Raw genomic sequence first — 11,816 nt, forward strand, 5'->3', positions numbered from 1 at the left:
TTTGTGCACCAGAGAGCGCTCTCTTGACAGTGGCGCAGATCACTCCTAGCCTGTAACCGACGCGTAGAGAGCGCTCTCTCAGACTCCGCTCCCGCCGCAGGAACCACTTTTCTTTCCTCCCGCTTTCGTCGGATCACGCCACCCGAGCACCAGGCACGGTCTACCACCCGGGATCATCAACTGCTTTACCCACACACAAAGGAGTGACCGTGAAGAATTTCCGACATCCCGCGGCGGCGATTGCAGGTGCTGCCGTAGTAGCCCTGCTGGCCGTAGGCTGCGGCGGCGGCGACAGCGAAGCTGCCAGTGAAGACAATCCCCTGAAGCTGACCGTCACCACCTTCGGAACCTTCGGCTATGACGATCTGTATGCCGAATACGAGGAAGCCAACCCCGGCATCGACATCCAGGCCAACAACATCGACCGCGGCGCCAATGCGCAGACGGACCTCTTCACCAAGCTGGCGGCCGGTTCCGGCGTCAGCGACGTGGTGGCCCTCGAAGAGGGCTGGCTCGGTGCGGTCATGGACGTCTCGGACCAGTTCGTGGACCTGAACGAGTACGGCGCGGAAGATATCAAGGACAACTGGGTGGACTGGAAGTACAAGCAGGGCACCGACGCCGACGGACGTGTCATCGGCTACGGCACCGATATCGGACCGCAGGGCCTGTGCTACAACGGCAAGCTGTTTGAGGAAGCCGGCCTGCCGAGCGACCGCGAAGCCGTAGCGGAACTCTTCGGCGGCGACGACGCAACCTGGGACACCTACTTCGAACTTGGCAACCAGTACCACGAGAAGACCGGCAAGGCCTGGTACGACCAGTCCGGATTCGTCTGGAACTCCATGGTGAACCAGATGAAGGAGGGCTACTACACTGCCGACGGTGACTTGAACATCGAAGGCAATGACGCCATGAAGGAACAGTTCATGCAGCTTGCTGCCGGAACCCAGGCAGGCCTCTCCGCCAACGAAACCAAGTGGGACTGGGGAACCGGCAAGGCGTTCACTGACGGCTCCTTCGCCACCTTCGTGTGCCCGGGCTGGATGCTGGGCACCATCCAGGAACAGCTGGAATCGGCCGGCGGCGGCGCGGACTCGGGCTGGGACTTCGCGGATGTCTTCCCCGGCGGTGCATCGAACTGGGGCGGCGCGTTCCTGGCAGTCCCCGAAACCTCCGAGCACAAGGAGGAAGCGGCGAAACTCGCGGCCTGGCTCACCGCTCCCGAGCAGCAGGTGAAGCAGTCGGCGGCCGCCAACAACTTCCCCAGCACCATTGAGGCGCAGGAACAGCTGGCGGAGGATGCAACTCCCAATCCGATGTTCAACAACGCCCCGACCGGCGCGATCCTGGCTTCCCGCGCAGAAGGCGTGGTTGCCCAGTTCAAGGGCCCGGACGATTCGGTAATCCAGGAAAAGGTCTTCGGTGTGGCACTGACCCAGCTTGATTCGGGCAAGGTCGACGGCGAGGGTGCCTGGAATGAAGCAGTTCAACTCCTGAACGAGCTGGTAGTCAAGGACTAGTACCCAGCGGGGCCTCCGGGGAACCGGAGGCCCCCTGATGGACTGTGAGAATCGATATGACCGTAACCATGAAGCCGCCCGCGCCCGCCGCGCCGCCGGAGAAAATCAAACCCACGTTTAGGCAGCGCCTGAACGTCTGGGACGTCAAAGCCTCTCCCTACCTGTACATTTCACCGTTTTTCGTGCTCTTCGCACTGGTGGGCCTGTTTCCGCTGGTCTACACGTTCTACGTTTCGCTGTACGACTGGCACCTCCTAAAGGGCCAGGGCGACTTTATCGGACTGGGGAACTTCGCCGAGGTCCTCGCCGACCGCTTCTTCTGGAACTCGCTTTTCAACACGATGAGCATTTTCCTGCTCTCGGCGATTCCGCAGCTGGCGGGCGCCCTGGTGATAGCCGCAGTCCTTGACCAGAACATCCGGGGCAAGACGTTCTGGCGCATGAGCGTGCTCATCCCCTACGTGGTGACGCCGGTTGCCGTAGCCCTGATTTTCACCTACATGTTCAACGAGCAGCATGGCCTCATTAACAGCGTGCTGAGCAACTTCGGCATAGATCCGATCATGTGGCGGACCGAAACCTTTCCCAGCCACGTGGCGGTGGCATCCATGGTCAACTGGCGGTGGACCGGCTACAACGCGCTGATCCTCCTGGCCGCCATGCAGGCAGTTCCGCGCGATATTTACGAATCCGCCGCTATTGACGGAGCCGGTGCCATCCGGCGCTTCTTCAGCATTACCCTGCCGAGCATCCGGCCCACCATGATCTTCGTGGTCATCACCTCCACGATCGGAGGACTGCAGATCTTCACCGAGCCGCGCCTCTTCGATCCCACGTATGCCGGCGGCCCGGAGCGCGAGTTCCAGACCACCGTTCTTTACCTGTGGGAGATGGCCTTCCAGCGGCAGGATTTCGGAGCTGCATCGGCCATTGCCTGGCTGCTGTTCCTCATCATCATTCTTTTCGGAGTCCTCAATCTGGCCTTGTCCAGGCGGATAGCGTCATCCGACGGCAAACGGCAGCGCCGCCGGCCCGCAGTGAAAGGGAAGCAAAAGTGAGTATCGTCGAAAAGACCGCGCCGAGGACCCAACCGCGGCCCCCGCGCCGCCGCCCGGCGCTGCGGCACCGGATCCTGGGCAACGGCCTTCGCCCCGGATATCTGACCTACGGCCTGCTGCTCGCTTTCTTCATCGGTTCCGCCTACCCGCTGTGGTGGTCCGCAGTGGTGGGCAGCCGGTCCAATGAAGCGCTGAGCCTTACCTGGCCTCCGTTGCTGCCAGGCGGGAACTTCTGGAAGAACGTTGCCGAGGTATTCGACACCATTCCGTTCTGGACGGCGTTGTGGAACAGCATCCTGATCTCGACCATCATCACTGTTTCCGTGGTGATGTTCTCCACCTTGGCGGGGTACGCCTTCGCGAAGCTGCGTTTCCGCGGGAACAACGGGCTGATGGTCGCAGTGGTGGCAACCATGGCCATTCCGACCCAGCTCGGAATCATTCCCCTCTTTATGGTGATGCGGCACTACGGCTGGACCGGTGATATCGGTGCCGTCATCATCCCGACGCTCGTGACGGCCTTCGGCGTGTTCTTTATGCGCCAGTACCTGGTGGACGTCATTCCGGACGAACTGATCGAATCCGCGCGGATGGACGGCGCCAACATGATCAAGACGTTCTGGCATGTGGCCCTGCCCGCGGCGAGGCCGGCAATGGCCATCCTCAGCCTGTTTACGTTTATGTCTGCGTGGACGGACTTCCTGTGGCCGATGCTTGTACTCGACGCCGGCAACCCCACCCTCCAGACCGCTCTAAGCCAGCTGCAGTCCAACCGGTATACCGACTACGCGGTGGTCCTTACCGGTGCCGTGCTGGCAACCATTCCCCTGCTCATCCTTTTCGCGGTGGCAGGAAAACAACTTATATCCGGAATCATGCAGGGAGCAGTGAAGGGTTAATGACGAACAACGCCACGGAGCGAAGGAATTTTCCAGCGGGCTTTATCTGGGGATCCGCCACAGCGGCGGCGCAGGTCGAAGGAGCCGCGTGGGAGGACGGCAAGGAAGACTCCGTGTGGGACACGTTCGCCCGGACCCCCGGAAACGTGAAGAATCTCGACACTCCGGCAGTAGCAGTGGACCATTACCACCGCATGCCTGCCGACGTCGCCCTGATGAAGGACCTTGGGCTGGACTCCTACCGCTTCTCCACCAGCTGGGCACGGGTGCGGCCGGGAGACCGCGGCACCAGCAGTGCGGGGCTGGACTTCTACTCCCGCCTGGTGGATGAACTCCTCGGCGCCGGAATCCTGCCCTGGCTCACTCTGTACCACTGGGATCTGCCGCAGGCCCTGGAAGAGAAGGGCGGCTGGGCCAACCGGGACACTGCGTACCGCTTTGTTGAGTACGCCAATGATGTCTACTCCGCCCTTGGGGACCGGGTGCAGCATTGGACCACCTTCAACGAACCGTTCTGCTCATCCCTGCTGGGCTACGGATCCGGGGTACACGCTCCGGGCCGGCAGGAACCCCGCGCCGCCATCGCAGCGGTCCACCATCAGCACCTCGCCCACGGCATGGCTGTCAACGAACTCCGTTCCCGCGGCGCCCAGCAGCTGGGCATCACGCTGAACCTCAGCAACTCCATCCCGCGGGATGCCTCCGATCCCGTGGACCTGGAAGCGGCACGGCTCTTTGACTCCCTGCAGAACCGCATCTTCCTCGACCCCATCCTTCGGGGCGCGTATCCGGAGGATTCGCTGAAGGACCTGGAGCCGTTTGGCTTGGCCGAGGCCATCCGTCCGGGCGACCTGGAGATCATCGGGAGCCCGATCGATTTCCTGGGAGTGAACCATTACCACGATGACCAGATCAGCGGACACCCGGACACCAGCGGCGCCGACGGCCATTCCGGCGGCGCCGGGCGGCCCGTGGCCTCCCCGTGGATCGGCGCCGAACACATCACGTTCCCGAGCCGCGGCCTGCCCCGTACCGCCATGGGCTGGGAGGTCAACCCTGACGGGCTCCGCCGACTCCTGGTCCGCCTGGGCGAGGAGTACCCGGACCTGCCGCCGCTGTACATCACCGAAAACGGGGCTGCCTACGACGACGTCGTGAGCGATGACGGAAGCGTGCCGGATGCCGAACGCACCGGCTTCATCATGGACCACATCGCCGCGGTCGGCCGTGCGATTGACGCGGGAGCAGACGTCCGCGGCTACTTCGTGTGGTCCTTGATGGACAACTTCGAGTGGTCCTGGGGCTACAGCAAGCGTTTCGGCATTGTCCGGGTGGATTACGACACCCAGGAACGCACGGTCAAGGACAGCGGCCTTGCTTACAGCCGGCTGATCGCGGCCAGCCGGGACGAGGATTCCGGCACCCGTGGGACGGCTACCGCCTCGATGGTGTGACGTCCCGTAAACTGGGCAGCGATCGGGCGTCTCGGCCCTCAGTCGCGTAGGAGAAAACTGTGAGTGCTGAATCCGGCCAGGCGCGCCCCGCCCCGACCCTGGAAATGGTGGCCGCCCTGGCCGGCGTTTCCAGGGCCACGGTGTCCCGGGTGGTCAACGGTTCGCCTTCCGTTGACCCGAGCATGGCCGACTCGGTGGAAAAGGCCGTCCGGGCGCTGAACTATGTCCCCAACCGCGCCGCCCGGACCTTGGCCAGCCGGCGGACGTATACGGTGACGCTGCTCGTTCCGGAGTCCACCTCCAAGGTCTTTGCGGATCCCTTCTTCGCCAGCGTGGTGGAAGGAATTGCCCGTTACCTGAACACCACCGAGTACATGCTCAACATGGTGACCTCCTCGGAATCCAACCCGGAGAAAACCCGCCGCTACCTGCTGGGCGGAAACGTGGACGGCGTCCTGGTGGTTTCGCACCACACGGGCGACCATTCCTGGGAGCGGTTGAACGGTCAGCTGCCGGTGGTTTTCGCCGGGCGTCCCCTGGTGGACGCCGGTCAGAGCTACTTCGTGGAAGTGGACAATGAGGAAGGCGCTGCGGCTGCCACGGCCAGGCTCACCGGCGCCGGACGGCGGAGCATTGCCACGATCGCCGGGCCGCAGGACATGCTTGCAGGTGTGGACCGGCTCGCCGGCTGGCGGGCCGAAGTCCGCCGCGCAGGCCTGGATGACGCCCTAGTCGAGACCGGGGACTTTACCGTGGCCTCCGGAGCGGCCGCGATGCGCCGCCTGCTGGACCGCGGCAGGGACATCGACGCGGTCTTCGCGGCAAACGACCAGATGGCGTCGGGTGCTTATTCGGTGCTGCAGGAACGGGGGCTGCGCATCCCGGAGGATGTCGCCGTGGTGGGCTTCGACGACGACTACTACGCCACCAGCCTTAGTCCTGCCCTGACGACCATTCACCACCCGATTACCGCCCTCGGTGGAAAGATGGCGGAGGTCCTGGTGGACCTGATAGAAGGCCGGCCCACTGAACGGGTGAACCGCCTGCCGACATCGCTGGTGGTCCGGGACTCGGCCTAGATGCCCTCAGTGGCCTTCGAGCATCTGCGCGAACTCGTCCGGCGTGACGATCCTGATGCCCAGCTCCTGCGCGCGGAGGAACTTGCTGCTTCCCGGCTCGGCACACACCAAGAGGGACGTGGTTTTCGAGACCGAACCGGCTGCGCGGCCTCCATGGGCTTCGATTAGTTCCCGGGCACCCGCCCGGGTCAGGGAGCCCAGCGCGCTGCCCTTCAGGGAACCGGTGATGACCACATTCATGGCCTCCCCCTCAGGGGTGGTGAGCCTGGCTGCCCTGGCAGCCTTCAATGGTGCGGCCGCCGGGGTGACCATATTCACCCCGGCCGCGGCCAGGCGGTCAATGACCGGCCCGTTGTCCTTCAGTGCTGCATGGATGACTTCCGCCTTGGCCTTGCCAATGCCTTCGACACCCGCGAGCTCTTCCACCGAAGCGCACCGGAGGTTCTCCATCGTCCCGAAGCGTGCGGCCAGCCGGCGGCCGAAGGTCCGTCCGGTGTAGCGCATGGCCAGGGCGGTGATAACCCGGTTCAGCGGCCGGGACTTGGCCTGCTCAATTTCGGCCATGATTTTTTTGGCCTTCTTGACTCCGAGCAGCCGGTCCGCACCCGATTCTCCCGTGCCCAGCCTCAGGTTGGCTAGCTGATCCTCGGTCAGGTGGAAGATGTCCGAGACATCCCGGACCAGATCCGCTTCGATAAGGGCGTCCCCGGTGGAGCCGCCGACGCCGTCTATATCCAACCCGGCGTCGCGGGAGACTGCGTAGGAAATCCGCCCGGAAACCGAGCATTCGGGATTTGTGCACCGCCACAGCCCGGTGGACTTATCGAATTCCCGGCCGCATTTGGGACAGCCGGCCGGCGGTTCCCACGGCGTGGAGGACGGGTCCCGAAGGTCGGCTCGCGGCAGGTGGACCTGCGGAATAACGTCGTTGGCCTTGTACGCCATGACCGTGTCTCCGACGCGGATGTCTTTCTTCAACAGGTCCTGGACGTTGTGCAGCGAGGCGTATCCGATCGTGGAACCGTCCACGTCCACGGGCGTGAACCGCGCACGGATGGACAACCGTCCGGTCTTACCGATCTCGAGTTCTATGTCTTCAATAACGGCAGGCACCTGCACCGGCGGGTACTTGTAGGCCACCGCCCACTTGGGGGCATGCGGTCCCTCCCCCAGAGCTTTCCGATCTGGGGCAGCGGGCACCTTCAGGACGGCGCCGTCGATGGGAAAACCCAGGTCAGAACGGACCGCACCCAGGGCAGCGACCGCTCCCATCGGGTCATCCGCAGCCAGGACGGCGTGCGGCAGCAGGGAACGCGCCGTCGTGAAGCCCAGGGCTGAAAGTTCCTGCATCGCGTCCAGGTGGTCGGCGTCCCCGCCAAGCGTGTATGCCGCGAAGGAGAACAGTCCGGCGTAGGTGCTGCCGTCCTTGTTCAGCATTCCGGCTACTCCGTTGCGGGCGTTCCTGAACGGCGCCTGGCCCGCCGCGGCGCGGATCGCGTTGGCCTGTCCCAGGTTCGCCTCGTTCAGGTACAGCTCCCCGCGGACTTCGAAGTCGCCTGTACCGGCGGCTTCCGGCAGCCCTTCGACGCCGCGGACCTTGCCGGTGACGTCTTCACCGGTGTAGCCGTCGCCCCGCGTGGCAGCGGAAAAGAGGCGCCCGTCCCTATAGCGGACGATAATTGCCATACCGTCGATTTTCGGTTCAACCACTGCATCGGGATGCGCAGCGGCGAACTCGATGACCTTCTCCTCGCCGGGCTTTTCCAACGACCCGGCCGGCGAGGCATGCTCGACGTTCCCGCCTTGGGCTCCCCCATGGCCGACAACCGAGTGCAGCCCGTGGGAGGCGGAGATGCCGTTGGCCGTTTCGTAGGCCAGGATCGCTGCCAGCAGACTGTCGAACCGGTGGTCCGGCATTTCCTCGACGTCGGTCTGCTCGTACGCCCTCGCCGCAGACAGGGCCTGCGCCACCAACGGGCCGTAATTATCTGCGGTGATGTTGAAGCTCCTCATACCGAACCCGTCATGGGGAACGCCACTTCCGGACCCAGCCAGAACAGGAACAGCATGAACCAGACGAGCAGTGCCGCACCGAACCACCACCGCGCCGCCGTCGGATGCTTCAACCGGCGGAGCACGGCATAGCCGCCCCAGGCAAGGCCCAAGGCGACGAACGGGCCGGGGCACAGAAACAGGGACATAACCTCGTATTTCGCTCGTTCCCCGGACTCATCGGAAGCGCCCTGCGTCATGCCGAGATTGATAAAGACAACGAATGCCACGAGCGTGGTATAGGCACCAACTAAGACGGTGAGTACCGAGGCGGTCATCAGGGCAGCAAACTCGGCACCGGATCTGGCCTTCGCCGGGCGGCCGTAAGGCGTTTGCGGGAAAAACTGCTGCGGATAAGGCTGCTGCTGGTACGGATACGGCTGCTGCTGCTGCTGCGGATACTGCTGCTGCTGGTATGGATACGACTGCTGCGGCGGCACAAACGGCCCCTGCCCCGGCCGGTCCCCTTGTTCCGCCATGATCTCCCCCTGATCGACATCGAAAAACCGTTCTCCGGCCTACCCTAGGGTGGCCGCAGGCTGGTCCGCACACAGACACGCCCGCACACGCAAAAGCGGGCCCCCACCGAAGTGGAGGCCCGCTTTAGGCAGTTACACGGTCCGGCTTACCGGACAGCGGAACCAGTGGGAATTAGTTTCCCGTGAGCTTCTCGCGCAGTGCAGCCAGGGCTTCGTCGGAAGCCAGCGTGCCGGCACCCGTCTCGGCAACGGCCGGCTCGGAGGAGTAGCTGGTGGTGCCGGAATCGGTGGATTCCGAAGCAGCAGCGATGTCCTCGGAGTTGTGCTGGGCGACCTGCTTCTTGTGGGCTTCCCAACGGGCCTGGGCATCAGCGTACTGCTGCTCCCAAGCGGCGCGCTGGGTTTCGTAGCCTTCGAGCCATTCGTTGGACTCGGGGTCGAAGCCCTCCGGGTACTTGTAGTTGCCGGCTTCGTCGTACTCTGCGGCCATGCCGTACAGAGCCGGATCGAACTCGGTGCCCTCGGGATCGACGCCCTCGTTGGCCTGCTTGAGGGACAGCGAGATGCGGCGACGCTCGAGGTCGATGTCGATGACCTTGACGAACAGTTCGTCACCAACGGAGACAACCTGCTCGGCGAGCTCCACGTGGCGGACAGCCAGTTCGGAGATGTGGACCAGGCCTTCGATGCCGTCTTCGACGCGAACGAACGCACCGAACGGAACCAGCTTGGTGACCTTACCCGGAACAACCTGGCCGAGGGCGTGGGTGCGGGCGAAGGTCTGCCACGGATCTTCCTGCGTAGCCTTCAGCGACAGGGAGACACGCTCGCGGTCAAGGTCAACTTCCAGAACCTCAACGGTGACTTCCTGGCCAACTTCGACAACCTCGGAGGGGTGGTCGATGTGCTTCCAGGACAGCTCGGAAACGTGAACGAGGCCGTCTACGCCGCCAAGGTCCACGAATGCACCGAAGTTGACGATGGAGGAAACAACGCCGGGACGAACCTGGCCCTTTTCCAGCTTGTTGAGGAACGTGGAACGAACCTCGGACTGGGTCTGCTCGAGCCAGGCACGGCGGGACAGAACAACGTTGTTGCGGTTCTTGTCCAGCTCGATGATCTTGGCTTCGATCTGCTGACCGATGTACGGAGCCAGGTCGCGGACGCGACGCATCTCCACGAGGGATGCCGGCAGGAAGCCGCGCAGCCCGATGTCGAGGATAAGACCACCCTTGACAACCTCGATGACGGTACCGGTAACGACGCCGTCTTCTTCCTTGACCTTCTCGATGTCGCCCCAGGCACGCTCGTACTGAGCACGCTTCTTGGAGAGGATCAGACGGCCTTCTTTGTCTTCCTTGGTGAGCACCAGGGCTTCGACCTGATCGCCGACGGAGACAACGTCTCCGGGATCAACGTCGTGCTTGATGGAAAGCTCGCGGGAAGGGATGACACCCTCGGTCTTGTAACCGATGTCGAGCAGGACCTCGTCGCGGTCAACCTTGACAACGGTACCTTCGACGAGATCGCCGTCGTTGAAGTACTTGATCGTTGCGTCAATCGCGGCGAGGAAGTCCTCGGCAGTACCGATGTCGTTGATGGCGACCTGCGGGGTACCGGACTTCTCGTTGGTGGTGATGGTCATGTAGTTGGGACTCCGATGTGGAAGTTGTTTTGTATTCCGGACTGGTTTCCACTAACCGGCGGTTGGGCCGGGTGGCCCCCGCAGGCAAGATACTTGCCCAAGTGAATGCCAAAGGCACGAAAGTGCCGAGGACGAACAGCTTGTTTGCCCGGAGATGGACAGGATTGGTTATAACTTGCGCTATTACGCGCCCGATCAGTCTAGCCGGACCCGCCAACGCAGGTCAAAGGGAACAGCTGGGCCGCGGTGGAAAAATACCTGCCCGCCACGCAAGTGGTTAGAAATGCGTGCTGCAGTAAGGCGCCGGCCCGGCCGAAAACAGCTCGTCCAGTACGCCTAGGGCAGCGTCCCCGGCGTGCACTGATCCGGCTGCCGCCAGGGTCCGCGCACTCACGGCCCCCAGGTACAGGGAACCGAGTGCAGCGGCGGTCAGCTGCACCCGCGGCGTATCCGCGTGTTCCCCGGCTGCGGCCGGACGTGCGGTTCCGACGCCGCCGCGTACCTCGAGCAGGAAAGCTCCCGCTGCCAGCGCCATCGGATCTTCGACGTCGAGCACTACAGCGCCGTCGCCGAAGTATCCGCGGGCCCCTAGTGCGGCCGCGGGATCCAGGATCCGCAGCCACAGGACGTCCTCGACGTGCTTTACCTTGTAGCGCCGCCGGTCAGTCAGCATCCAGGGCAGCGGATCCTCGACCGGGGCCTCGGAGAAGGTCAGCCGGTCCACCAGGTCGATGGATCCGAGGTAGCGCCACAGCTCGCGGTAGGCCTCGTCGCTGGCAGCCACCAGGTCGGTGATCTTCACCGTATGCGGCTCGTTCTGCCAGCCCAGCGACTTGTAGGCCGCATATCCGTCCGGGATGCCGTCGGCGTTGTACCGGAGGACACTGCGCACGGCCGTGTCCGGTTCAGTGTTTTCCCCGCTCCACTTCCCGGCAGCACGCATGGCGTACGAATACTGCCGCCCGAGGGCGCCGAACGTGCGTTCCAGGTGTGCCCGGAAGATTTCCGGCACGAGCCCCCGGAGCTTGTCGGCGTCGGCAACCGCGATGCTGCCACGCGGCGGGGCCGTGAATTCGAGGCCGCCGCGGGTGTCCAGCTCGACGCCGGCGGTGGAGGTGGCAGCTCCGAACCCGAAGCGCCCGTAGATGGTTGCCTCGGACGCCGTGAGGGCGGCCAGCGCCAGGCCGGAGTCTTTGGCCCGGGTGAGGTCCGCGGTAATCATCCGCCGCAGGATACCCCGGCGCCGGTGCGTGGGCCGGACGGTGACCGCCGTGACCAGGTGCGTGGGCAGCAATTCACTTCCACCGACGTTCAGGTCATTGACCATGGTCCCGTAGGTGGCCACGGGCACTGCCGGGTTCCAGGCGTACTCCGGCAGGCGATCGTCGTACACCGCGGTCAGGACGCGGCCGTCCCGCAGGTAACCGTCCACCTGGGCAGGCAGCCGCTCCTCTTTGGTGCGGTCCTCGTGGAAGCCCAGGTTAACGGCGTCGAACCACCCGGCGGTCCGCTCGTCCGCCTTGGCCGGGTCCGCGGCGTCGTACCCGGCCGGGAAGGAAGCGAACCGCAGCCCGTCCGTGGTGCTGTCCGTGCTGTGGTCCGTACCCATGGTTCCCCCTGTGTTTAG

9 protein-coding genes are annotated in these 11,816 nt (G+C 64.0%); 5 read left to right on the forward strand and 4 right to left on the reverse strand.

Annotated features, from left to right (window positions below):
* The first annotated feature begins 209 nt into the window (after positions 1-209).
* From NNX38_RS09465 to NNX38_RS09485, 5 genes are all read left to right on the forward strand, one after another.
* Positions 210-1,523 carry an ABC transporter substrate-binding protein gene (locus NNX38_RS09465; protein ID WP_255797756.1) on the forward strand — a complete coding sequence of 438 codons (1,314 nt, stop codon included), beginning with the start codon at positions 210-212 and terminating at the stop codon, positions 1,521-1,523.
* A 56-nt stretch (positions 1,524-1,579) separates the two neighbouring features.
* Positions 1,580-2,581, forward strand: a complete 1,002-nt coding sequence (locus tag NNX38_RS09470; RefSeq protein ID WP_255797757.1) for a carbohydrate ABC transporter permease — start codon at positions 1,580-1,582, stop codon at positions 2,579-2,581.
* Between the two features lie 59 nt (positions 2,582-2,640).
* The gene (locus NNX38_RS09475) at positions 2,641-3,480 is read left to right on the forward strand and encodes a carbohydrate ABC transporter permease (RefSeq protein WP_227922784.1); all 840 of its coding nucleotides are present in this window, start codon (positions 2,641-2,643) and stop codon (positions 3,478-3,480) included.
* Positions 3,480-4,934, forward strand: coding sequence for a GH1 family beta-glucosidase (locus NNX38_RS09480; RefSeq protein WP_255797758.1), 1,455 nt, complete (start codon positions 3,480-3,482; stop codon positions 4,932-4,934). The genes NNX38_RS09475 and NNX38_RS09480 overlap by 1 nt, the downstream gene beginning before the upstream one ends.
* A gap of 104 nt (positions 4,935-5,038) precedes the next feature.
* On the forward strand, positions 5,039-6,013 hold the full coding sequence (locus NNX38_RS09485; RefSeq protein WP_304660413.1) for a LacI family DNA-binding transcriptional regulator: 975 nt from the start codon (positions 5,039-5,041) through the stop codon (positions 6,011-6,013).
* Between the two features lie 6 nt (positions 6,014-6,019).
* Here NNX38_RS09485 and ligA read toward each other — a convergent pair whose 3' ends face one another.
* The 4 genes from ligA to NNX38_RS09505 form a co-directional block, all read right to left on the reverse strand.
* Positions 6,020-8,026, reverse strand: coding sequence for an NAD-dependent DNA ligase LigA (gene ligA / locus NNX38_RS09490; protein WP_255797760.1), 2,007 nt, complete (start codon positions 8,024-8,026; stop codon positions 6,020-6,022).
* The gene (locus NNX38_RS09495) at positions 8,023-8,544 is read right to left on the reverse strand and encodes a hypothetical protein (protein ID WP_255797761.1); all 522 of its coding nucleotides are present in this window, start codon (positions 8,542-8,544) and stop codon (positions 8,023-8,025) included. The genes ligA and NNX38_RS09495 overlap by 4 nt, the downstream gene beginning before the upstream one ends.
* Before the next feature lie 172 nt (positions 8,545-8,716).
* Positions 8,717-10,189, reverse strand: coding sequence for a 30S ribosomal protein S1 (gene rpsA, locus NNX38_RS09500; RefSeq protein WP_227921792.1), 1,473 nt, complete (start codon positions 10,187-10,189; stop codon positions 8,717-8,719).
* A 277-nt stretch (positions 10,190-10,466) separates the two neighbouring features.
* A complete protein-coding gene (locus tag NNX38_RS09505; RefSeq protein WP_255797762.1) occupies positions 10,467-11,798 on the reverse strand; it encodes a GNAT family N-acetyltransferase in 1,332 nt (443 codons plus the stop codon).
* Positions 11,799-11,816 lie beyond the last annotated feature (18 nt).

Source organism: Arthrobacter sp. zg-Y238, from assembly GCF_024385525.1.
In the GTDB taxonomy this organism is placed as follows: Bacteria; Actinomycetota; Actinomycetes; order Actinomycetales; family Micrococcaceae; genus Arthrobacter_B; species Arthrobacter_B jinronghuae.